Origin of the sequence: Paenibacillus sp. 1781tsa1, from assembly GCF_024159265.1 — a bacterium.
Taxonomy (GTDB): Bacteria; Bacillota; Bacilli; order Paenibacillales; family Paenibacillaceae; genus Paenibacillus.
The window spans coordinates 4,748,929-4,773,938 of the sequence record NZ_JAMYWY010000001.1; the positions used below are offsets into that span (position 1 = coordinate 4,748,929).

Annotated in this window: 20 protein-coding genes; 6 read left to right on the plus strand and 14 right to left on the minus strand. The window is 45.9% G+C overall.

Annotation, left to right across the window (positions count from 1 at the left end):
• Positions 1 to 27 precede the first annotated feature (27 nt).
• The 7 genes from NKT06_RS21395 to NKT06_RS21425 form a co-directional block, all read right to left on the minus strand.
• Complete coding sequence (locus NKT06_RS21395) at positions 28 to 951, minus strand: selenium metabolism-associated LysR family transcriptional regulator (RefSeq protein ID WP_253439081.1); 924 nt, start codon at positions 949 to 951, stop codon at positions 28 to 30.
• Positions 952 to 1,083: 132 nt separating this feature from the next.
• Positions 1,084 to 1,521: a hypothetical protein gene (locus NKT06_RS21400; protein WP_017687436.1), complete on the minus strand. Its 438-nt coding sequence runs from the start codon at positions 1,519 to 1,521 to the stop codon at positions 1,084 to 1,086.
• Between the two features lie 165 nt (positions 1,522 to 1,686).
• Entirely contained in the window at positions 1,687 to 1,950 is a 264-nt protein-coding gene (locus NKT06_RS21405; protein ID WP_095290540.1) for a YlbG family protein, read from the minus strand.
• A 30-nt stretch (positions 1,951 to 1,980) separates the two neighbouring features.
• A complete protein-coding gene (locus NKT06_RS21410) occupies positions 1,981 to 2,418 on the minus strand; it encodes a YlbF/YmcA family competence regulator (RefSeq protein WP_253439084.1) in 438 nt (145 codons plus the stop codon).
• Positions 2,419 to 2,570: 152 nt separating this feature from the next.
• Complete coding sequence (locus NKT06_RS21415) at positions 2,571 to 4,292, minus strand: helicase-associated domain-containing protein (RefSeq protein ID WP_253439087.1); 1,722 nt, start codon at positions 4,290 to 4,292, stop codon at positions 2,571 to 2,573.
• Between the two features lie 36 nt (positions 4,293 to 4,328).
• Entirely contained in the window at positions 4,329 to 6,023 is a 1,695-nt protein-coding gene (locus NKT06_RS21420; RefSeq protein WP_253439089.1) for a DNA repair helicase XPB, read from the minus strand.
• A 190-nt stretch (positions 6,024 to 6,213) separates the two neighbouring features.
• Entirely contained in the window at positions 6,214 to 7,383 is a 1,170-nt protein-coding gene (locus NKT06_RS21425; protein ID WP_253439092.1) for a M20 family metallopeptidase, read from the minus strand.
• Positions 7,384 to 7,593: 210 nt separating this feature from the next.
• On the opposite strand from NKT06_RS21425, the gene NKT06_RS21430 reads away from it, so the two are divergent.
• Positions 7,594 to 7,941: a YugN family protein gene (locus NKT06_RS21430; protein ID WP_105410384.1), complete on the plus strand. Its 348-nt coding sequence runs from the start codon at positions 7,594 to 7,596 to the stop codon at positions 7,939 to 7,941.
• Positions 7,942 to 7,954: 13 nt separating this feature from the next.
• Entirely contained in the window at positions 7,955 to 9,244 is a 1,290-nt protein-coding gene (gene ftsW, locus NKT06_RS21435; protein WP_253439095.1) for a putative lipid II flippase FtsW, read from the plus strand.
• Positions 9,245 to 9,416: 172 nt separating this feature from the next.
• Here ftsW and NKT06_RS21440 read toward each other — a convergent pair whose 3' ends face one another.
• Positions 9,417 to 9,779, minus strand: coding sequence for an Asp23/Gls24 family envelope stress response protein (locus NKT06_RS21440; RefSeq protein WP_017687428.1), 363 nt, complete (start codon positions 9,777 to 9,779; stop codon positions 9,417 to 9,419).
• A gap of 183 nt (positions 9,780 to 9,962) precedes the next feature.
• On the opposite strand from NKT06_RS21440, the gene cax reads away from it, so the two are divergent.
• Positions 9,963 to 11,033 carry a calcium/proton exchanger gene (gene cax, locus NKT06_RS21445; RefSeq protein ID WP_253439098.1) on the plus strand — a complete coding sequence of 357 codons (1,071 nt, stop codon included), beginning with the start codon at positions 9,963 to 9,965 and terminating at the stop codon, positions 11,031 to 11,033.
• A 184-nt stretch (positions 11,034 to 11,217) separates the two neighbouring features.
• Here the strand turns inward: cax and NKT06_RS21450 are convergent, their stop codons facing one another.
• The 5 genes from NKT06_RS21450 to NKT06_RS21470 all read right to left on the minus strand — a co-directional run bounded on the left by NKT06_RS21450 (position 11,218) and on the right by NKT06_RS21470 (position 16,289).
• Complete coding sequence (locus tag NKT06_RS21450; protein ID WP_017687426.1) at positions 11,218 to 11,511, minus strand: Fpa/YlaN family protein; 294 nt, start codon at positions 11,509 to 11,511, stop codon at positions 11,218 to 11,220.
• Between the two features lie 225 nt (positions 11,512 to 11,736).
• Positions 11,737 to 11,982 (minus strand): HPr family phosphocarrier protein, encoded by a 246-nt coding sequence (locus tag NKT06_RS21455; protein WP_036614658.1) that lies wholly within the window; start codon positions 11,980 to 11,982, stop codon positions 11,737 to 11,739.
• A 96-nt stretch (positions 11,983 to 12,078) separates the two neighbouring features.
• Positions 12,079 to 13,194, minus strand: a complete 1,116-nt coding sequence (locus NKT06_RS21460; RefSeq protein WP_253439101.1) for an aminopeptidase — start codon at positions 13,192 to 13,194, stop codon at positions 12,079 to 12,081.
• A gap of 111 nt (positions 13,195 to 13,305) precedes the next feature.
• Positions 13,306 to 14,163 carry a hypothetical protein gene (locus NKT06_RS21465; RefSeq protein ID WP_253439104.1) on the minus strand — a complete coding sequence of 286 codons (858 nt, stop codon included), beginning with the start codon at positions 14,161 to 14,163 and terminating at the stop codon, positions 13,306 to 13,308.
• A gap of 134 nt (positions 14,164 to 14,297) precedes the next feature.
• Positions 14,298 to 16,289, minus strand: coding sequence for a sensor domain-containing diguanylate cyclase (locus NKT06_RS21470; protein WP_253439107.1), 1,992 nt, complete (start codon positions 16,287 to 16,289; stop codon positions 14,298 to 14,300).
• A gap of 465 nt (positions 16,290 to 16,754) precedes the next feature.
• On the opposite strand from NKT06_RS21470, the gene rpsD reads away from it, so the two are divergent.
• The 3 genes from rpsD (at position 16,755) to NKT06_RS21485 (ending at position 22,976) form a co-directional block, all read left to right on the plus strand.
• Positions 16,755 to 17,354, plus strand: a complete 600-nt coding sequence (gene rpsD, locus NKT06_RS21475) for a 30S ribosomal protein S4 (protein ID WP_062835377.1) — start codon at positions 16,755 to 16,757, stop codon at positions 17,352 to 17,354.
• 188 nt (positions 17,355 to 17,542) lie between these two features.
• Entirely contained in the window at positions 17,543 to 19,648 is a 2,106-nt protein-coding gene (locus tag NKT06_RS21480; RefSeq protein ID WP_253439111.1) for a methyl-accepting chemotaxis protein, read from the plus strand.
• A gap of 229 nt (positions 19,649 to 19,877) precedes the next feature.
• The gene (locus NKT06_RS21485) at positions 19,878 to 22,976 is read left to right on the plus strand and encodes a transglycosylase domain-containing protein (RefSeq protein ID WP_253439114.1); all 3,099 of its coding nucleotides are present in this window, start codon (positions 19,878 to 19,880) and stop codon (positions 22,974 to 22,976) included.
• Positions 22,977 to 23,151: 175 nt separating this feature from the next.
• Here NKT06_RS21485 and acsA read toward each other — a convergent pair whose 3' ends face one another.
• Entirely contained in the window at positions 23,152 to 24,876 is a 1,725-nt protein-coding gene (gene acsA / locus NKT06_RS21490; protein WP_253439117.1) for an acetate--CoA ligase, read from the minus strand.
• Between the last annotated feature and the right edge of the window lie 134 nt (positions 24,877 to 25,010).

The following is a 25,010-nucleotide window of genomic DNA, read 5'->3' on the forward strand; positions in this document are numbered from 1 at the left end:
TTATCTATCATTGATTTACGCAACGATTTAGGCCTTTCCCGTCTTGTGTTCCGGCTCAGGTTGCTCCTGTTGACGCAGATAGTTCAGGAAAGCGACTGCTGACAGAGGCAACAAGGACGATTTTAGATGGATGGCATAGAATTGCCGTTTGAATTCGAGTCCTCGGATATCCACAATATGAACAAGTCCCAGAGCCAGTTCATGCTGCACCGAAGAAGGAGATAACATCGTGATGCCTACCCCTGCCTCAACGGCCGATTTTACCGCTCCTGTGCTGCCTAGTTCCATCACAACATTCATATCCTGTGGATCAATCTTTTTCTTTTGCAATTGGTCTTCCATCACCTGACGAGTACCTGAGCCCTTCTCACGCAGCACAAAGGGATAATTCATGACATCCTCAATATTCACTTTGCTGCGCTTGGCCAGATCATGCCCGGCAGGTACAATCAGTTTCAGCTCATCCTGCATGACAGGCTCTACAATCATGTCCGGGTGGTGCACTGGCGCTTCAATCAGACCAAAATTAAGCTGGTGCTTTAATATATCATCCATAATTTGCGTTGTATTCATCACTTTCATGACGATTGAAATATCCGGATATTGAAGTGCAAATGGTCCGAGCATGCGTGGAAGCACATATTCCCCGATCGTTAAACTGGCTCCCAGCTGGAGTCTGCCCTGTAACATCTGGGTAAACGCTGACATCGCTTCATCCGTCTGTCTGACCAGCTCTACACTCCGTTTCGCATGAGGTAATAACGTCCGGCCCGCTTCGGATAATTCTATTTTTTTGGTGGAACGAAGCAGTAACTTGGTTCCAAAATAGTCCTCCAATGATTGAATCTGCATCGTCACTGCCGGTTGAGTCATATGTAATGCTTGTGCAGCAGCCGAGAAACTCCCCTTCTCTGCTACCGTATAAAAAATATGCAACTGGTGAAAATTCATATCTTCGCCCCTCTTCGATTACACTCTCTATATTGTAGCCGATTTCCCGCTTGGCAACAAAAAAAGCATGCAGCTTGTCTGCATGCGATAATACTTGAATCTATGATTTCAACATATTGAATCTACTCAGGCTTACTTATGCTTACGGCTATTTTTGACCAGTGTCATTCTTCTTGAATGTCTTAACCATGAATAATATGACTTCAGGTCCCTTAATTCAATGGTCTCCGACATTCGTCCCAGAAACGTAACTACAATCATTTTGTGCAGCGGATTGCCCGCAATATCATATTCTCCTTCAAGCTCGGAAAATTCGGCGACCACCACCAGATCCTCATCAATCAGGTAGACGTCCTGTTCATTACGGTAGTATGGTGTTATACGGTCCTGCTTCAGACACTCCCATAACCACGCCGCAATATGGTCATCATCACTACGTGCAGGCTCAATACGGTCTGCATACCGCATCTTGGCATGATGGGTAATGACGATGTCGGCTACTTTCTTGTCTCCAAGAGCCACGAAAAACGGCTCGTAGGTGCTCCAACGTTGCATCACCTTATCACGCATGGGAATCACTCTCCACCAGATAGGACTTTCTATCTATTTATTACCAAATATATTACAACATTAGTCCCGCAACCTCAAGGCGTAAGTGTAACTTTTTTTCACTAAAGTCCATTTGTGCATAATTTAAGAAAAGAGCGACCCCAAGGGGTCCCTCCAGTTTCTCGTCTATATTCCGTAAAAGCTCGTTTTGTCCATGGTTTTGCTGGCATACTCGGTTTTGATCTCATTACGATACGAGCGTTCGATCTTGCGCACATAGGAAAGTCGCTTCACATTTTTCATCGTATCTTCTGCCCGTTCTGCATTAACATACATGACCACATAATGCATACGGCGGGAGATATAATGCACGGTGCCATATTTTTCGAGATTACGGGCAGCCTTCAAATCACTGACCCAAATAATGAATCCTGTCCTTTCCGCAAACATCATCGTTCCCCGCCTTTCTATAATGATTACTTAACTGCAACCACACTTGCCGCCACTACCGCAGCCGCCCTTCGGATTCGGATCATTGCTCGGCACCTTAATGGTCGTTGACACTGCGAATGCAATGGTCTCTGACATCTGGAATAACATATCATCCAGGGACTTCTCTGCCTGTTTGAATCGGGCCACCGCCTCGAAATTTTCCAACTCCTGTTCCAGAGCCTTCACCTGGTCTTTCGCTGCATGATAATCCGGGTGAAAATGACCGAAACGCTGTGTTTCTTCAAACAATTCCTTCTTGGCATTCAGCTTCCGAATCCCCATCTGAATCTCAGGGGAAGTCTCGACTTGCTGCTTCCAATATAAATAATCCGATACTTCGGCAGATTGGTTAATCATGTCGCCCAGTTCATATGCGCCCGTTAACACTTGGGCCATATCGACCGTGTTCATTTCCGCTACGCTCATGAAATATTCATCCTATCTATATATAAAGTTCTACTTAACGTAGACTACCTCATCATAGCATATCCATGAATAGTTAAGAAGAGTTTTTCCTGCAATTAGAAATAGGGAGAGCTCGAAAATTCGCCTTTCAACCTGATACTCACGTAAAATAGTCACGTTATGACATCATCGGGCAGGATAAGACGCATTGTATCCCACTCCGACGGGGAGAATGTACGCCATTCCGTCTCTGATGTATGTTCATTTGAATCCAGCATGCACCAACCGCTTAAAGTCCATTGTTCATGACCCTCTACCTGATCTGGAATGAGGTATTGCGTACGATTTTCCTGCTGTATCCCAAGTTTTGTCTGCCACTCAATGGCTTTGGCAGCAATCTGTCGTGCGGTTGAACTATGATATCGACGCCACTCCTTGTACCAGGTCTCCGGTATCTCCTCAAATCTGAGCAGAGAGAACTTCTTCTCAATCACCGAATGATCACGCTCCAACCCATGCAGAAATGCAGGGACATCAACCAGACCTTGATTCTCGGGTGTGTAGAAAGAAGCAGAATATACACCGGTCAACACATCTTTTTCTAATAACTTCGGATCATCTTCGGAACCTGTACTTGCCTTCGTTACCTCCATCTTCCGTTCTCCAGTCAACGTTGCAGCATCTGTCTCCCTTCCCCAATCTTCCAACGCAATACGTACATTCTCCGGTATGCTTGTCAGGGCATATTGATCCAGAAACTCCATCATTTCATGTAATCCATACCCTCTGGCTATGGCCGAAACGAATCGTTCTCTTGTGATGCGGTAGATGGACATTCGATCACGCGTCACCCGTTCTGCGCATTGCTCCAGCATCCAGATCACATCAGGCCTTGCTTCCGGTGGCACCAACATTTCAAAATCAGGCTGCATGTAAAATCCACTCGGTTCCGTCTCACTTACCATCTCTCGTTCTAGATATAAAAGGCTCTGCGGGTCGATCAGCCAACGGAAAGCCGGATATCCCGACTGATCCTCTCCAACTTCACCATAACCCCATCCAGCAAGGGCATAGAGCCAGCCCATAATACGTGATTTCAGCTCCGAATTCGCTATACGGCACCATATGTTCTTTTCTGGAGCAAGCACTGCCAATTGATAACGGAAATGCTGTAATGCGGGTTCAACTTCTCCGTATCTTTCCATACACGCTTGATATATTTCCCGATGCATCTGTGTCCACGATAGCTTCAACCATTTTTTTAATTGATGACCTTGAATCTGGATTCGGCCATCTGACTTCTGAACCAGATTCAGACTGAGAAGTAGATCAAGGAGAATGGCAACGTGGGTCGGATACAACTCCGAATGTTCATATCGGATACCCAAACCATCAAAGTCTGTCGAAGATAATACCGTGATCACACTTAATTTTTGAACACTTTTCTTATGTATAGTGCCCTTACTTGTCAAAGGAAGTCCTTCTCTTCCGATCCAAGCAATCAGATGAAGCAGTTCCGCAGCAATATCCGGCTTTCCTTCCTGTAATACATGAGCATGCTGTGCCATCTGTTTAACGGTTATACCCACTCTTTGTGCATAAGCAATAGTCAATGTCTCCATCAGCGAAGCTGGAATATAGAATAATCGCTCCCCCCAACTCTTATATACAGACTCAATCCATCTTTGCTGCCGAAGGTTGGTGAATGAAGATTTGGCTTCTGCGACACTTAGTCCTTCGATGGCCCATTGCTCTCGCGGCAGAAGGGAGGAAAAAGGCTGACCAGCATGTTTGTGAAAAATTGCACCAAGCACTTTTTGTTCCACCCAAGTAAGCTTTGACCATGAATCAAGGTTCAGTACCACAGGCTCATTTATTGGTTCAGATGAAGACATATCCCATTCCCTCCTCTTTTCGCGAGTATAAATGAACTATTCGTTCTCATGAACGATGGCATATTCATATCCCTGTTCCACCAAGAACATCTGACGGTTTAATGCAAAATCCTGTTCCTTGCTATCCTCTGATACCAGCGCATAGAAATATGCTTTATTTTCCCCTGCTTTCGGTCTCAGAATTCGTCCCAACCGCTGTGCTTCTTCCTGCCTTGAACCGAAACTCCCGGATATTTCAAGCGCAACAGCAGCATCGGGCAGATCTACAGCAAAATTGGCAACCTTGGATACAACAATCGTTTTAATCTCTCCACGTCGAAAAGCGGTAAACCATTTGATTCGCTCCTGCTGTGACATGGTTCCTGAGATCAGAGGTGCTTCAATTTCCCGGGCAATCAACTTTAATTGATCCAGATATTGTCCAATCACTAGCGCAGGTAAATCCCGATGACGTTCCAGCAAACGCTTAACCACACGTACCTTTGCCGGATTCTCGGCAGCCAATCGAAATTGATGCTTAACCTCGGCTTGCAGATAATTCGATCTTAATTCCGGGGAGAATGGGATACGTATCTCTTGGCATTGTACATCAGCAATCCACCCTTGTTGCTCCAGTTGTTTCCACGGCATGTCATAGAGCTTCGGACCAATTAGCGAAAATACATCCTGTTCACAGCCATCCTCTCGAACCAACGTGGCTGTTAATCCCAGCCTTCGCGTAGCTTGAATATCCGCAGTTGCACGAAACACCGGCGCTGGAAGCAAATGTACTTCATCATATATGATCAGCCCCCATTGCCGCTCACTGAGCAGTTTGATATGGGTAAAATCAGCATCTTTTGATTTCCGGTGTGTAAGAATCTGATATGTAGCTACAGTCACAGGTTTCACCTGTTTTTTCTGACCTGAATACTCACCAATCTGTTCGCTGGTAATCGTGGTTTTGTCTTGAATTTCCTGAATCCACTGTCGCACAGACGTTGTATTGGACGTCAAAATAAGGCATTCACATTGAAGCCGCTCCAGCACGGCCATGCCAATGACCGTTTTGCCTGCCCCGCAAGGAAGTACGAGTAAACCACTTCCTCCCATGCCCTCACTGCCTTCGAATGCATCCACGGCCTCTCTCTGGTAAGAACGAAGCGCAAATCGCTCAGAGTGAGTTCCTGGATCATTGGTTCGCCATTCAAATGAAAGCTTGGTTCCCTCCCGATATCCCACGTAATCAAGTACGGGGTAACCCAATCGTGTTAATTCCCTTTTTAATAACCCTCGCTGTTCTCCTGGGAGCATAAGTTGATGCGCGTCCTTGCGTTCCATACGAAAGGCAGCTATCGTTTTCAATCCACTTAATTCATCCAGCAACCGCTCATCCTCACTGTAAAGGCGCATTCTGGTGTGATCTGCTTCGGAATGCAGCTTTAATTTGCCATACTGACCCATGATTCTTCGAACATCCTGTATCAGTGCAGCAGGTACGTTCCAGCGCGATACCCGCTCCAGACTTGCGATGACCTGATCTGAATCCCACCCTATCGCAGCTGCATTCCAGAGCGACAGCGGAGTGATTCGGTAGGTATGAAATGCTGCCGGTGTCTTGACCAGTTCTGAATACATCCCAAGCTGCTCTCTTGTCCTTTCGAATCCAGGGTGGCCAACTTCCAGCAAAACTGTAAAATCTCGCTGAACAATACAAGCATCCGTTCTACCCATATGTTCTGTTTCTTCCATTTGATCTTCCTCCTATCACAAAAAAAGTCCAGTTCCGGCTGCTTCCGAAAATGAACATGTATAATTGCGAGTTCAAAAAGTCTAGTTTTCAGTACCGAAAAGTGGACTTTTTGAACAACCTCTAAAAAATCCATAAAAAAACATCCTGCCCATACCTCGGTATGAACAGGATGCCCAACTGCATCTAAAGTCATTCGGCTGTGTAACCCTTAGCCATGGCGATAAATAATCTCACGGCCGTCTGCATCGCGTCTTCATCAAAATCAAACATCGGATGATGATGCGGATAGATCGCATTTTTATCCGGGTTGCCTGCTCCAACAAACATAAAGCACCCTGGAACCTTCTGCAGATAATATGCAAAATCTTCCGCTGGCATCAGCATCGGGGAGGCTTGCACTCGTTCTGCCCCAAATAATTCTGTAGCTTCCCTGAAGAAACGTGCTGTCTCCTGTTCATCGTTCACCACAGGCGGATATCCCATAATATATTTCACTTGCGTCTCTGCCCCATAGGCTGCTCCTGTCTGATCTACCATGGTAAGCACACGCTCTTTCATCCCGTTTCGGGTCTCTTCATCAAACGTTCTAACTGTACCGCTCATTTTACATTGCTCTGCAATTACATTCTGAGCCGATCCCGCCTGCATTGTGCCAATGGTCAGCACCGCCGGTTGTAATGGATCCACCGAACGACTGACAACGGTCTGAAGCTGCATCACAAGCGCAGAACCCGCGATTAGACTATCTATCGTGGATTGCGGCATCCCGCCATGTCCGCCTTTACCTTTGATCTCAATGTAAAAATCGTCCGCCGCAGCCATCATTGGCCCTGCTTTACTGGCAACAACACCTACAGGCAGCGGGGTCCACAGATGAATTCCGTATATAACATCCACGCCTTCAAGCGCACCATCCGCAATGACCTGGACTGCTCCACCCGGAAGCAGTTCTTCTGCTGGCTGGAACAAAAAGCGAATCTCGCCTCGGATCTCCTGCTTGTGACGGCTGAAATACAATGCCGTACCGAGCAAGATGGAGATATGACCATCATGGCCGCATGCATGCATCGCTCCTGCTTGTTGTGAAGCATACTCGATATTCTTCTTATCCTGAATTGGCAGTGCGTCCATATCAGCTCGCAGCATAACGACAGGACCCGGCTTATCCCCACGGATTGTACCAATGACCCCGTGCCCACCAACATGACGCCTCACTTCAACGCCAAAGCTCTCCAACATATCCGCTACAAAAGAGGATGTCTTCTCCTCATGAAAGGAAACCTCTGGATTGCGATGAAGGTGACGCCGCCATTCCACCATGTGGATCTGCAGATCTTCCCACCATATATTATTAGTCATGTCTCTCCACCCTTTCAATCTTGAACGGGACTTATATCAAGCCCGAACCTTCCTCTTCAAACCTATTGCTGTATATTGTAGCAGAATTGGAAGAAAACCGATACGAAAGGCCCTTGGAAAGCTTGCACGGGAAGGGGAAACATACTATCATGAACTAGAGAAATACTCGAGGAATTATACTCGGAAGCTTATGAGGAGGATCAAACGCTTATGATTTTTGAGAATACAGGCTTGGATGGCTTGAAGAGCGACTTGGCATACCTGGATGAGAGCGCCGAGAAAGTCGGATTTGTCCGGTGGCAATGGGAATATTACCGTGCTACATACGACTACAAAATTGAAGATGAACAAACCAAATCAGAATACTTTGTACGCATTAATACCCGCGCAGTGGAAGGCAAATTGGAAAAACCGGATACCGTTCTTGCTGTTGAAGCAGTGTACCTCGGCAAAGCCACCTTCCCTCACGGTCTGGACTATGACTCTTCCGTTCCGCAACCAGTCGTGAAGCTGGCAGCCCAAAAATTACAGCAGCTTAAAGAACTGCTGGAAGCATAGGCTGGGCCAAACGATGAAACAACAAACGGCCCAAACGAAAACGAAGAGAGGCACGCCGGATTTTCAACTGCTAATCCTCACTTTATTGTTGGTGGGCTTCGGACTGGTGATGGTATTCAGCTCCAGTTCCAGCATTGCAATCGCAAGCGAAAGATTTAACAATGATGCCCTTTACTTCACGAAAAAACAACTTATGTGGGCGATTATCGGTCTATTTGGCATGTTTTTTGCCATGAATATCCGCTTTAACAAGTACAAAAAGCTCTATGCACCCTTTTTCCTGCTTACTACGGTAATGCTGGTGATTGTGTTGGTCACAGGTGCAGTATTGAACGGTGCACGAAGCTGGATTTACATTTTTGGTTTCAGTCTTCAGCCTGCGGAATTCGCAAAAATTGCTATCATTCTCTATCTCTCTGCTCTGATCACCAAAAAAGGTGAGAAATTCAGGGTTTTCAAGACAGGTTATTTTCCCGTCTTGTTCATCGTTGGATTCATCGCAGGACTGATCATGCTGCAACCAGACTTTGGTACCACCTTCATTCTGGTGTCCACTTGTGGTCTCTTGATTTATGCCGGTGGAGCCAGTATGAAACATATCTTAGGTTCGATTCTCTTGGTTGTACTCGGTGGAGCCCTGGCGTTCGGAGCGAATTCCCTATTTTCTTCCATGTCTCCCTCCGACACGACGACCGCTACAACAGCAGTCACTGCGGAGCAGAACTACAAGATCGGACGTATCCAAGCTTTCCTGGATCCATTATCCGATATTAATGGTGGAAGTCTTAACCTCTACCGTTCCCTTGTTGCCATTGGTGATGGCGGCATGACAGGTTCCGGGATTGGACAAGGTACGATGAAGCTGCACTATTTGCCTAATGCGTATAATGACTTTATTTTCTCCGTGATTGGTGAAGAACTTGGATTCATCGGAAGTACACTATTCCTGCTCGTTTACCTGTACTTCATCTGGCGAGGAATTATTGTCTCTCTGCGCTGTCCCGATCCATTCGGAACATTGGTCGGCATAGGCATCATGGGACTGATCGCGATTCAGGCATTTATCAACATCGGTGGTGTAACTCAGACCATTCCGGTGACGGGGGTTACGCTTCCGTTTATCAGTTATGGGGGGACCTCACTCTTTGTGATGATGGTTGCCATGGGCATTCTGCTCAGTATTTCGCGCACCAACAATCTCGACGTGATCAAGGAAGAGAAGACCAAGTCCGTGACTGTACAGACTCAGACGCGTACCTCTCCAGCTCTTCGTTCACGGGAATCCATTCGTCGGATTCGATAAATGGGACTATTCCTTCAGAAACGGAACAGATAAACATTCAAAAAAAGAAAAACAAAAAAAGCTGTGCATCCGATTGGATGCGCAGCTTTTTTTGTTTGTTTTTGGTACACACTGTCTATCAAGATGAAGAACAGGTCAATGTAGCTCTGTCCTCCATTGCGGATTGCGATGTCTACAGATCGTCGCCTTTGAAAGATACGCCTTCTACCTTTACATTGACTTCAACCACGCGTAATCCGGTCATGGTCTCTACCGCTTCTCTTACATTCTGCTGAAGCATACGGGAAACTTCATGAATCGGGGTTTCGTACAGGACGATGATGCGCAGGTCAATGGCTGCTTCCAGCTGGCCGACCTCAACGCTCACGCCTTTCTGTACGTTTTTACCGCTGAGTCGCTTCGCCCAGCCCTCTGACAAACCTCCAGACATTGCGGCAATTCCGGGCGTTTCCATTGCAGCCATTCCGGCAATTTTCGCAACCACGTCATCGGCAATCCGGATGTTTCCGCTCTCCAGTTGAAGTTGTTCTGCCATGCCACATCCTCCTTCACTTCGTTACTCGTATTTTAAATCCTTTCCACCCCAAAAAGCAAATTAAACTCAAAAAGATGCGTTTACAACCTACCACCATTTGGTTATATTGAAATATGAAAATAATCTCATAAGCGATTTACAATGCAATTCAAAACAAAATAATTTATAACCGAGGTGTTTGTTGTGAGAAACCGGATTTCATCCATTTTGCTGATTGCGTTCTTTGCACTCAGTGCCATCGCCCACTTCTTGAAATGGGATTCGATTCTACAGTTCGTGATATCAGCCATTTCGGTTATTTTTGTGGCCGGTTTTTTAGGCAAAGCCACCGAAAATGTTGCCCACTATGCCGGACAGCGGCTGGGTGGATTCTTGAATGCAACCTTCGGCAATGCCGCCGAATTGATTATTGCCATTTTCCTCGTTAAAGAGGGACTGTTCGACATGGTCAAAGCAAGTCTGACAGGATCCATCATCGGAAATCTGCTGTTAGTGCTTGGATTAAGTATTTTTGCCGGGGGACTCAAGTTCAAAATTCAGAATTATAATGTTTCTCTCGCAGGTCTGAATGGATCCCTGATGATTGTTGCCATCATTGCTCTGTTTATTCCGGCAGTCTTTCTCAATACACATTCCATTACACAGAAAGACACCAATACACTTAGTCTCATCGTAGCCGGATTGCTCATTCTAGCATATATTGCCTGGTTATTATTCTCCATGGTGACGCATAAGAACTACCTTGCAGACGTCACTGAGGATCGCGATGAAGAGCTGCCTCATGAACATGCTCCGGCATGGTCCAAGAAAAAATCTATACTTTACCTGGTGCTTGCAACGGTCATGGTTGCCTTCGTCAGTGAATGGCTGGTGGGCACGCTCGAAGTCTTCACTTCGGAATTTGGACTTAGCGAACTGTTTGTCGGTGCATTCCTGGTGGCCATCATCGGTAATGCGGCCGAACACAGTGCAGCCATCATGCTTGCCATGAAAAATAAAATTGGAGCCGCCGTCGAGATTGCGGTCGGCAGCAGCTTGCAGATCGCACTTTTCGTAGCTCCTGTACTGATTTTTGTCAGCTATTTCACAGGCAGAACCATGGATATCGTATTTACAACCATTGAACTGGTCGCCATCGGCGTATCCGTATTTATTGCCAAGTCCATAACCCAAGATGGTTCAACGAATTGGTATGAAGGTTTACTCCTGCTCGTGGTGTATATCATACTCGGTGTATCCTTCTTCCTGGTGTAACCAGGCCTCCCGCATCCATCATTAAAATAAACCAGCCACAAGAGGCAGCCCAATGTACATTTGGAGCTGTCTCTTTGCTTGTATACGCCTTCCGGCTGGCTTGCATCCCCATTCCGTTCGGACGCACAAAAAAAGCATGCATAAACGCCTGCATGCCTTCTATTCTGACCCGCGCATTTGCAGGCTATTGCTCATTCTTCTTGTTCAAGGCTTCATATAGAATTGCCAAATTCCGCTCAAGCGCGCTAACCAGCTGCTTACCTGCACCTTCTGGAAGGAGCCCTGCACGAACAGCAAAATCAACTTCCTTGGAGAACCCATACATCTGTGTATCCAATACTTCCTCATAGAGAGGGCAGTAGCGGGTAGCCAGATTCTCCATCTGTACTTCAATAAGCTTCTGTATTTTATCTGCATCTTCTTGAAGAAGACTGATCGCTTTCAAATTCAGCTGGTCCTGCAGATCAGATGAAGTCATGCATTTTTCCCCCCTATGTCCCAAAAATCGCGTAAAGACGTTCTACCTCTAATATTAGACGAAATGAAGAGCTAATACAAGAACCTGACCAAAATAAGACCGCAAAGTTAAGCCTTCTGTTGAAGCTTAATCCTCCTGTTCCAGCCCCGTCCAGATGAGTATTCAGATCATTCCATGCCAAAAAACACCCCTGCCAAAAAAGGCAAAGGTGCTTCTTGAGAGCTATTACTCAGATGCGATGCTTACATTCAGTCCATGCTTGGCAAATACTTCTGACATGGCTGCTTTTGCTTCAACTGCATCTGGACCATGAACATGCAGTTCATAGCTGTGCGTGCTGATCAGCGTTGTAAACAATCCGAGAATACTTTTCACATCGATATACTTGTTCTCCGAATGAAGCACGATTGAAGAAGTAAACTTGCCTGCTGTTTGAGCAATTTCCACTACAGCCGCGTTATTACTCGACATAGGAATCCCTCCGTCTTTTTACGATTGATATCATCTATTAATTACCACTACATGATACCGTGAATCCGCTTTCCTAGCAACAGCAAAATCCTGTTCCTATTTCAAACGGTCCGGATTCAGGCATTCCAGCTCAGGAATCACAAAAATACCGTCTTTACGAATCAGCACATCGTCAAAATAAATCTCCCCGCCGCCATAATCCGGACGCTGGATCAACACCAGATCCCAGTGGATGGACGAGCGGTTGCCATTGTCTGTTTCTTCGTAAGCCTGACCTGGTGTAAAGTGCAAGCTGCCTGCGATTTTTTCATCGAACAGAATATCTTTCATCGGATGCAGAATATGCGGGTTGAATCCAATCGCGAATTCACCGATATGACGAGCACCCTCATCCGAATTCAGGATTTCATTCAAACGCTCTGTATCGTTGCTTGTCGCTTCAATGATTTTTCCATTCTCGAATGTGAACTTGATATTTTCAAATGTCACTCCGTTATACAGCGTTGGTGTGTTATAACTAATCGTTCCGTTCACGGAATCACGCACAGGGGCGCTGTACACTTCGCCATCCGGAATATTCTTTTGCCCGGAACATTTCTCTGCACCGATATCTTTAATGGAGAAGCTCAGATCTGTTTCCGGTCCGGTGATACGAACTTTGTCCGTCCGCTTCATCAGGTTAGCGAGCGAGTCCTGCGCTTTGTCCATTTTGGCGTAATCCAGGTTACATACGTCGAAGTAGAAATCTTCAAACGCTTCTGTACTCGTATTGGCAAGTTGCGCCATACTTGCGTTAGGGTAACGAAGCACAACCCATTTCGTATGTTTGACACGTTGTTCACTATGTACCGGGTGGGAGTACAACGAATTGTACATTTTCATTTTTTCTTCCGGCACATCGGACAGATCATTCACATTTTCTCCCGCACGAATACCGATATAACAATCCATCTGCTTCATACGGTTCAGATCAATCTCTGCCCATGTTTTCATCATTTCTTCGGTCGCATTTTTCAGCATAGCACGCTGTACGGTCTTATCGGTCAACTGTACAAAGACGTTACCACCTTTTTTGCCTACCTCTTCAATAATGGCGTTAATCAGATCACGTTCTGATCCAATCATTTCAACCAATACATTTTCACCAGGCTGCACATCTACAGAATAGCCCACCAGGCTTGCTGCAAGCTTTTGAATTCTTGGGTCTTTCATCTTGGTAAAATCCTCCTGTCTTCTGCCATGCTTGAATTGAACAACGGTAAATTACGATACTATTGTAGCACGCGAACAGTCATCCCGTCAGCAGGCAGTCCCTCACTTCGTTTATTGATATGACTTGAAGTTTACATCGGTGACAAGGGCTTCTTTGTTACTTTTACGGTTGTTGTCCGTGTAACTCACCTGACTTTCTGAGGATAAACGAAGAGGCAGACTGCTCTTCCGATCTACGGTGAGATGATATACCGTCTGTACGTTAGCTTGTTCCATCATCTGTTGCATCGTTATTTCACCCTGTTTCCAAACTTTGTCCAGCTCCTTCTCAAGCTTCTCTTTACGCGCCCCTTTCACCGTAGCTGCCTTATGCATATATTCTGCCCGAATGGCGTTCATTTCGTCGTTTAGCTGGGCTACAGCCCATGTTTTGGCATCTTCCGGTGCAAGTTCAATTCGTAATGTTCTGGTTCGACGACCGGCCCCATACTCGGATTGAATGGTTTTGTTCATCTTATCAATATTTTCCATTTGGGCAATTGGATTAAAGCGGGAAAGAGAACCACGTAGCGGCTCATGCTGCGCTGTCAATGCCATCCATTGCCCTTGTTTCCGCTCAAAAGAGGCGCTAAACCCACTGGGCTGTCCGTTATTATTTACGGCAGTCGTATGAATGCCTGTGCCCACAGCAGTTACTTCTCCAGGTAATCGGGTCTGAAGGGTCAGACGGTCATGATTCTCCAGCTTTCCTTCGAATTTGAACTGATTCTCGAACAATCCACTGTTCTCCCGTCGAAGTCCTGCCTCTCCTTCAAAACTCAATGTTTCTTTTCCCGCTATCCCCGATAAAGCCAGGGAAAAAACCTCTTCAGGCGTTCGATCTCGCTGGATAAATCCACAACCCGGGACACCAATAATCAAGATGCTCACAAATAACCATAATATACGTAGCGAATGGCGGTTAAGCATGTCTATCTTCACCCTTCCATGAACTTTCTCCATAGATTGCCCCGCACGTATACGCTTATACTTCCTTCTATAACACAACTTGATCTCTAATACATAAAAAAAGAGAACGACTCCGCAATTGGAATTGTTCTCTCTTAACGCGTTATATCCTGTTCCTCTACAACTATTCTGTTCCGACCACCATTCTTCGCGCTGTACAAAGCCATATCAGCCCGATAAAACAAGGACTCTACACTAACCTTCTCATCCATCCAATTCCACTCTGCGATGCCACTGGATACCGTGACGAGTGGTCTGGTCTCTTCTGCAACCCTCTTTCGAATCACTTCCGCATAATCCAACGCCTGCCTCACACTCACCTGTGGCATATAGATCGCCAGTTCTTCTCCACCCCATCTGGCACAGACATCCTCCGGGCGAACAGAGCTGGTGACGATCTCACTCACTTGTTTTAATACTTGATCCCCCGTCTGGTGTCCGAATGTATCATTCACCTGTTTGAACTGATCAATATCCACCACAATGAGGGAGCCACAGAATTCATGAGCCTGTCGCTCGTGAATAACACTATCCAGATAATGCCTCACGTAAAGACCTGTCAACATATCCAGATTAGCCAAGCGCCGAACCTCGGCATGCAGCGTGGCATTCGACAGGGCAAGCCCGATATGAATGGATAACATCTGCAAGAGCCGATAGTTATCATATGAAAAATAATGCTCTCTACTATGTCCCAGCAAAATGGCACCCTTCACTTCACCATTTACTCTGATCGGTGATGCAATCAGTGACACGGATCCCGTATCTTCCATGAAAAAAGAGGATACTTTATCATATTGCGCATAATTGGATATAATAAGCGGTTCCTCTGTTCGATACACCAAGCCTGCGATACCGTAGTCTACAGAGAATGATTGGTGAAAGACATCTTTCACGTTAGATGACATGACTTCAAAGTCATTCGTACTATCATTGAGTTGAAGAATGCAACACGTTTCAGCCTGAAATATTTCCTTTAACTCTTGCTCGGATAATTGATAAATCTCCGAAAGATGCAGGCTCTTGTTCAAGCGCTGTGTAAGATCATTGATTAGACGAAGTTCTTGAATCAACATATTGGATTGTTCATGCAATTTGGCGTTCTCAAAGGCCGTGCCTGCGGTATCTACCATCATCGTAATCAACTGCAGATCCGATTCTTCCATGATCTCTTCATTCATTTCGATATGGAATACACCGTATATGCCTTGTTTTCCTTTCAAAGGAAGACCTACCTCTACGATGCGATTCTCGCCCTCATCTGAACGAGCAACGATCAGCTTGCCTTCCATAAACGAACGCACACATATATCGTCTCCTCGTTCGTGGACAAGCAGTGGTTGAATCCGCGGATTAAAGTTGCTCTGATCCTGAGACATATACAGTTTGATATACGTGGCCGGGTACAAATAGTCCATACTGTCAAATACCTCATCCAATATGGCGTCGACATCCATTTTGTCATGCATTCGCTGAACAATCTGAAAGAGAATAGACCTCCGGTGTTCCTCACGCGCAGTTTGTTCATGAGCATGTAACAGGTCCGTCATAAATATGTATTCAAATCTTCGGTAAAAGCAGGTGCGGTAATGCAATGCCTCAGATCGAACCACAGCTTCAGACGTTTCATATCGATTGGATTCATAGATCACAGCAGTGAATACGGCAAACATATCCTTGTTCGTTCTGGAGAATAAGGGGTGTGTTATCAGGAGATATTCTCCACGGTCGCTAGTCCCTCTGAGAGACAGGGCCTGTCTCTTATCCAAACATTCCAATACAAGCCTGCGTGCATTCAACCCTGGATCAGCCTCATGATCACGATCGTACCCTACACAATCGCCTTCCGTGTTCCATACGCTGTAAAAGGTTGATCTCCTGTCCAGGCCTGAGTCTACTTTGGAGTTCCAGTCACTGTATGCCTGCTCTAGCAAGCTGCCCAAATATGAAAAATCAAAAGGTGTGATATCCATTTTTTGCATCCACAACACATGCTCTTCATGAGATCGAGGAGCGGCAACAGATGCGGAATCGCCCGAACTTCGTGAATTCAAGCTGGCAGGTAAACTTCTTAGATGTTCTAACATGTCAGGCGCTCCTTTGCACCGTTTTTGCATCCACCAGGATGCATTAATCTGCAGACGTTATCGCAAACCTGCAAATTCGTTGCGATAACCTTATTACATAAAGATGATTTAAAGTTAAGATACAATCTATTTTACTCTGTTTAAAGCTTTTTTGCATCCATATTTCAGAAAATTGTCCCATTATTTTAGGCCCAATGACCTATCGACAAATTTAGACGTTTTTTTGCTTTTATTCTACGCTTGACTTTGGTTCTCTTAAACTGTAATATAAATTGTTGATGAAGACTACTAATGGGTCTTTAAATTTGGGCATTACCGGTTGTGTCACCCTCATTCTTTTTGTTGCTTTCAGGACAGCGGCTGAACTTTCCTGATCGTTCTATGCGAGGCCAAGCCCGCATCAACAAATTGGAGCGCAAACAGAGCCCTAATATGAACTTTAACTAAAAAGGAGCTACTTTAAACATGGCACGTTACACTGGTCCTAAATTTAAATTGAGCCGTCGCCTCGGCATTTCCCTTAGCGGAACAGGCAAAGAATTGAAACGCCCTTTCCCTCCAGGTCAGCACGGAGCTAACCAACGCAGAAAAATGAGCAACTACGGTATGCAATTGCAAGAAAAACAAAAATTGCGCCACATGTACGGTTTGGGCGAGAAGCAATTCCGCACACTGTTCTCTAAAGCTCAAAAAATGCAAGGTATTGCCGGTGAGAACTTCATGTTCTTGCTTGAGTGCCGCCTTGACAACCTCGTTTACCGCCTTGGGTTTGCTAACTCCCGCGCTGGAGCGCGTCAGTTGGTAGCACACGGTCACGTAACTGTAAACGGCAAAAAAGTCGATATCGCTTCTTACCAAGTAAGCACTGGCGATGTAATCGGCTTGCGTGAGAAGAGCCGCGCTCTTTCTTCCGTTAAAGAAGCTTTGGAAGGTCGTTCGCATCTTCCAGCATACGTTGAATACAACGAAGCAGCTGTAGAAGGTAAATTCATCCGCTTGCCTGAGCGTGCTGAATTGTCCCAAGACATCGATGAAAAACAAATCGTCGAGTTCTACAACCGTTAATCGTTGCATTCACATTAAAGTTTCAATCCAAACAGCTGTCGAGATTTTCTCGGCAGCTGTTTTTCTATGCTTTTTTCTAATTATCTTCATTATAGGAACGTAAATAACGATATAAAATATAGACTCCCTTCAGGAGAAGCACACATCCATATTTACATCACAAGAATAACATCGAGGGGGATTAAAACATGCATTTTTTTCGCAATCGCAAGCTCGCTGTTAAGCTTGGACTTTTACTCGGGATCGTATTACTCTGTTGTATTGGAGCCCTGATTGCATTTAATACCAAATCCATTTACGACAAAAGCCTGCAGTACGGCGAAACCGTTGCTGGACAGGCAGCAAACCGGGCTACGAACGAGTTCATGACTGACATTAATCAGGTCAAAAACACGTTGGACACCATGAGTACTACGTTATTGGATGCCGCTCAGAACGGATCACTCAACCGTGAAGAAATCGTCAGACTTCTTGAACAGTATTTGAAAAAGGACGAGAAAGTTTTTGGCTTTTATACGGGCTGGGAACCAAATGCCTTTGATGGAAACGATGCGGAGCACATCAACAAAAAAGAATATGATGATGCTACGGGGCGATTCGTTCCATACGTTATACGCGATGGTAACTCCCTGCATTTTGAGCCTATGCCTACTTATGAGGGAAGCGGTGAAACTAGTACTTACTATCAGCAGCCCAAGAAAACCAAATCCATCTATTGGTCCGAGCCAGTTACCTATACGGTTGGCGGAAAAGAAACACTACTCGTTTCAATTGTCCTTCCTCTATTAGATGAAAACAAAAATTTTCTCGGCATTGTTGGGGCCGACTTTACCATTGATCGTTTTCAGCAAAATATAGCTTCACTTAATCCGGATCAGGGTTATGCCATGCTTATCACTAGCGAAGGACAGATTGCTGCACACGGCTCCAAACCGGAACTGGCTAATGAAGGAGCCCTAATTCCATCTGATATGAAGACGGTCATTCAGCGTATACAGTCCGGCGAGTCTCAGTTTTATGCCACGGACCCTGAAGTAGGGGAAGAATTGTTTATTGCCGAACCTGCCAAGTTACAAGGAACAGATTCGAACTGGTATCTTGTATCGGCGCTGCCAAAGAGCCACATCCTTCAACCCTTCTATGACAGCTTGAATTGGTCCATACTGATTGCCGCATTGGCTGTACTTCTGCTTGCAGGCGTGGTTACCTACACCATCATCTCCATTGTAAGACAGCTGAATCAAGTCAATATCGTCGCTGGACAGCTGGCTGATGGAGATTTAACACAGAAGTTACCGGTACGATCCAAAGATGAATTTGGTGTCATGGCGGGTCATATGAATCAGATGATGGATACACTGCGTCATACCATATCGGTTATATCCGAACATGCTCTATCTGTGGGCTCTACCTCTCAACAGTTGACCGCAGGTGCTGAAGAAACAGGTAAAGCCGCCGAACTGATTGCATTAACAGGAGTCGAACTTGCAGATAAAGCAGGTAAACAGGTGCAGGAGCTACAAGAGTCCTCCCGTTCCATGAATGAAATATCTGCAGGGATCGGAAGAATTGCAAAGGCCGCCTCCGATGTATCCGATTCATCGCGAACGGTGGCCGAACGAACAAGCGTCGGGACTGATAAGATTCAGTCCGCCATGCGTATGGTCGATAGTGCCACTTCTTCTGTGCAGACGTCGATGACCGCACTGGAGAATTTCCGCCAACGTTCGGAAGAGATTGGCCACATTACAGGCATGATTACGGAAGTTAGCCGTCAAACCAATCTTCTTGCACTTAATGCTTCCATTGAAGCATCACGAGCAGGTGAGCACGGACGCGGGTTTGGTGTTGTTGCTTCCGAGATTCGTAATCTGGCTGAACAATCCAGATTATCAGCAGCGCAGATTGCAGAGTTAATTCATACTGTTCAGCAAGAGGTCCTTTCTCTCGTTGAAAATATGGAACAAGGGAACTCCGAAGTTAGTCACATCGCAGAAGTCATTAATGAAAGTGGTGAACTATTCCTCTCCATTTCATCACAGATTTCAGATGTTAATGAGCAGATTGAGCATGTCTCAGCCATTGCGCAGCAGATGTCAGCTGGATCACAGCAGGTTGATGCCACATTAGTGCAACTCAAAACCATTGGTCATGAGACAGCAGATCACGCAACTCGTGTTGCCTCTGCCTCTGAAGAACAACTTGCATCCATGGAAGAGATTACGGCGGCATCTGCTTCACTGGCTAATCTTACCCAGGAACTATTAGAGCTGATTCAACGCTTCAAAACCTAATGTAAGTTACCAGCAATACGACAAATCATTCAGGCCACCCTATGCACCTCAGCATAGAGGTGGCCTGCTAATTTTGGCTTACAACTCATGAAATGTGCCTCAATATCGCATGATATATAGCATAATGCATGGCAGAATGGCAAATTTCGACCATTACTTGTATTTCTCAGGCATGCAAACCCGCCTTTTTATGCTATAATAAGTGCTGTTAAAAGGAGGAAGACACTGAATGGTTGATGTTAATAAGAAAAAGCCCGATGAACAGACTGTACGCAAACGTAGCTTTGCCCGCAGACTGGGAAGTTTCGTCAAATGGATGGTTGTCCTTGGATTTATGGGGGCACTATTTGTAGGCGGTGCTTTGATGGGATACGTCAGTTCCATTGTGAAAGACGAGCCTGTCCGTTCAAGGGCCCTGATTGAACAAAAAGTCAGCGAAAACTCCATCACAGGCTTTGCTTACTTTGCCGACGGCAGTCCGATCGGTCAATTACGTACGGAAGAAGACAGGCGTCCGGTCACTACGGACCAGATCCCACAAAAGGTTATTGATGCAGTCATTTCGATTGAAGACAATCATTTTTACGAACATAAAGGTGTAGACATGAGCGGAACACTACGTGCCGTGAAACAAAAAGTGCTGAAAGAATCAGTACAAACCGGTGGTAGTACACTGACTCAGCAATTGGCACGTCGTGTGTTTTTGAATCTGGATCGCACGGAAGATCGAAAAGTGAAAGAAATCTTGCTCTCACTTCGACTCGAACGTTTCCTGACCAAAGACGAGATCATGACAGCCTATCTGAACAAAGTTCCTTTTGGTAATGGTTCCAGCGGATACAACGTTTATGGAATCAAAGCGGCCGCCAAAGGATTGTTTAATATTAACGATCTCGAAAAAATAAACATAGCTCAGGCCGCTTATTTGGTTGGATTACCTCAGTCGCCCTCTTCCTACTCCGCCTTTAATGGTAAAGGGGATTTTGTAGAGGAAAAATTTGATCGCGCAATCAACCGTCAGCATCTGGTACTGCGCCGTATGCTTGAACTGGGTAAAATCAATCAATCCCAGTATGATGAAGCTCTTGCTTTTGATATCAAAAGCTCACTCGCTCCGAAGACCATCAAGGCTTACAATACTTATCCATATCTTATGATGGAAACGGAACGACAAGCTGCACAGATTTTGATGAAACAATTGAATTCCGACACAGCTGAATCTACAGACAAAGGTACGGATGCAGACACACCTCAGAAGGAAAGCAGTGCATTATTAGAGGAAGCTCAGACGCAACTGCGGACAGGTGGATATCGCATCTACACGACCATCAACAAAAGTATCTACAAAACGATGCGTACCATTGCTGAAGATGACAGCAACTTCTCAGCAGATGATCCTGTCAAAGGAAAAGAACAAACTGCTGCCATGCTGATTAATCACAAAACGGGTGCTATTCTTGGCATGATTGAGGGACGGGATTTTCAAGATGAACAGATGAACTACGCAACGCAGATGATACGTCAGCCAGGTTCAACGATGAAACCAATAGCTGCTTATCTTCCTGCGTTAGATGAAGGTCTTGTTCAGCCTGCTTCAATTATTGATGACTCACCGATCATTTTGAAAAGTGGACCGAGCGGGTACCACATTGCAAAGAACGCTAACAACCGTTACCAAGGACTTGTTACGGCCCGAAGAGCACTGAATTACTCACTTAATATACCGGCTTTGAAATTGTTCAATGAAGAAGTCGGGATCGACAAAGCGTGGGCCTTCGCCAAGAAATTAGGAATCACCACGATTCAGAAGGAAGACTATCAGGCACAGACCGGTGTTCTCGGAGGTCTCCAATACGGTGTAACCGTTGAAGAACTGACCAGTGCCTATGGTGCCATCGCTAATAAGGGTGTATATAACGATTCCTACATGATTAGCAAAATTGTAGATTCCAAAGGCAACATCGTCTACAAACACGATACTGAACCTGTTCAAGCCTTCTCGGAGCAGACAGCATATCTCATGACCGATATGCTGCGGACCGTTATTACAGAAGGAACGGCAGATAAAGTACGTGAGAATTACAAATATTCGAAGAGTGTGCCGATTGTAGGTAAAACGGGTTCCACTCAAAACTATGCAGATGTCTGGTTTGAAGGCTATACACCAGATGTCACACTTGGCGTGTGGGTTGGATACAAACAGCCGGTGAATACGCTGGAAAGCAAATCACAGCGAAAACGTGCGCAGCAACTGTGGTCGAAAATCCTGAATGAAGTGATCGATACGCAAAAAGATCTGTTCGTCACGGATTCGTTCAAAAAACCATCTGGCATCGAAACGCGCACGGTATCGGCTTACAGCGGTAAGTTGCCAACATCCATGACTGACAAATTTGTTACGGATATTTTCAACAGCAAGTTTGTTCCGAAGGATAGCGATGATGGTGTCGCCAAAGCCAAATACATTACTTACAATGGTGTAAACTATATTCCGCGTGATGGAACACCTTCGGACATGTTGAAGGAAAAAACAGTAATCAAGCGTAAAAAGCCAATCTCGGATCTCATCAAAGAATTGCAAAATGCATTCTCACGTATGAGTCGACATGAGTCACTTGCTTATTACCTTCCTGAAGATGCTGATGCAGACATGCCAACACAGATTGATCCAAGAACAGATAATGGCAAAACTCCTGATGCACCAGGTAACGTACGAATCTCAACCTCGGGTGACAGAGCTGTCATTACATTCAATGCCACACCTGAAAATGATGTCGTGGGTTATCGTCTGTATCGTTCTGTAAACGGTGGAGGATTCCAGAACCAAGGTCAGGTTGTCCTGACCGGTGAATCCAGATCATTCTCTGCATATGCAGCTCAAGGCGGCAACTTCGCCTTCTATGTAACCGCAGTGGATGTTGCTGGCAGAGAGTCTTCTCCTAGCGCAACCGTAAATAGTGCTGGAAGTGTAGCTCCTCCTGTGGAAGAAGAGATTAATGAGCCGATTGAAGTTCCAGGCACAGTCATTACGCCGGAAGAAACGCAGACCGATAATACGACAACGACAGCCCCAGGCACACCGGGTCAAGTCAGCGTATCTGCCCTCTCTCAAGGATTGCGCATTCAATGGGCGTCAACTCCGGACGCAGATAGTTATGCTGTATTTTACAGCGAAACAGGCTCGGCTCCTTACACCAAAATTGGAACGACAGCGGGCAATACCATGGATTATGGCGTACCCGCATCTACCAGTGGATGGTTCAAGGTATCTGCAAGCAACAGTGCGGGTGAATCCGAACCTTCCGCGGCCGTACATTTTCAACCCTGATTCAGGCATAGCGATCCAAAACAAGCCGCATCCTCAGACCGTATCTGAGGGTGCGGCTTTTTATTTGCACTTGTAGCAGCTAAAGAAGCCTGCTTTATGCTAATGGCATAAAGCAGGCTTTTACAACCGATTCTAATGGTAGAGTCACCGGATTTGGCTTCGTAGAGTATTAACGTTAGTCTTCAATGGTGGATAGATCTCCTGCCGGCAGATCAAGCTCCCAGGCTTTCAGGACACGGCGCATGATCTTGCCGGAACGTGTCTTGGGCAGCTTATCCTTAAACTCAATCTCACGCGGAGCAGCGTGGGCAGACAAGCCCTCTTTGACAAAACGATAGATCTCTTCTTTCAGCTCCGGTGTCGCCTCATATCCTTCACGAAGCGCCACAAAGGCCTTGATGATCTCCCCACGTGTCACATCCGGCTTACCGATTACACCCGCCTCTGCTACCGCAGGATGCTCCACGAGCTTGCTCTCCACCTCAAAGGGTCCGATGCGCTCGCCTGACGAATTAATTACATCATCAATCCGTCCCTGGAACCAGAAATATCCTTCTTCATCCATATAAGCAGAGTCACCGGATACATACCAGCCCGTAAGCCTGAAATACTCCTCGTATTTCGCAGGGTTATTCCAGATCTTGGCCATCATGGATGGCCAAGGTGCCCGTATAGCCAGATTACCCATACTGTACGGCGGCAATTCCTGCCCGCGATCATCAATAATGGCTGCTTCAATGCCAGGCAATGGACGTCCCATGGAGCCAGGCTTAATCGGCATTCCGGGATAGTTACAGATCAACTGTGCACCTGTTTCCGTCATCCACCATGTATCATGAATTCGCTGACCATAGGCTTTCCATCCCCAACGAACAACCTCCGGATTGAGCGGTTCACCGACAGACATGACATGACGCAGACTGCTCAGATCAAACTGGGCAATGGTCTCTTCTCCAGCTCCCATCAGCATACGGAAAGCCGTTGGTGCACTGTACCAGATCGTGACTTTGTTCTTCTGGATGGTGCTGTACCAATCTTGAGGACTGAAACGACCACCACGTATCACATTGGTCACTCCGTTGAGCCATGGAGCAAAGATACCGTAAGAAGTGCCTGTCACCCAACCAGGGTCAGCAGTGCACCAGTACACATCATCCTCACGTAAATCCAGAACAACCTTACCTGTATAATAGTGCTGAATCATGGCATTTTGAACATGGTACACCCCTTTAGGTTTACCGGTAGAGCCTGAGGTATAATGAATGAGCAAACCATCGTCACGATTCAACCACTCTACTTCCATCTCATCCGAAGCGGCAGACATCTCTGCATCAAAATCGATGAGTCCTTCTTCCGTCTGCACGCCCCCACCCACAATGAATATATGTTTGAGTTCGGGCAACTCGGAACGTTTGATGCGTTTCAGTAATTCCGGAGTTGTGACGAGTGCTACTGCTCCGCTATCCTCCAGCCGATCCTTCACTGCCGTTTCCATAAAAGCTTCGAATAAAGGGCCCGCGATGGCTCCAGCTTTCAAGATACCCAGAAGACTGAAATACAGTTCAGGACTTCGAGGCATAAAAATAAACACCCGCTCTCCTTTGGTTATGCCATATTTGCGGAGAACATTTCCGAACCGACTTGACTGTTCGCTGAGATCAGCAAAAGTATAGGCCTCTTCACGTGAAGCATCGCTATACAATAAAGCGGTTTTTCCGCCCCTTCCTTCCAGTACATGACGATCAATCGCTTCATGCGCCATGTTTACTTTTCCGCTGGCGTGCCACGTAAAGTGCCGTTCCACCGATTCCCAATCGAACCGGCTTCTCGCCTCCGTGTAATCGCCCAGATTAGATTCAGACACAACCGTTTGCAGCATCTCACCATGTGCTTGACTCATGCTTGCCAGCCTCCTTCAACTCGACATTTCGATTCCCGTTAGGGGTTAATTCTCATTGCCTTTGTGTTGACTGAACTTCCAGTTAGCGCTTACATTAGTAGAGAGAACTTCTCATCATGTACTTGCTCGGCCAA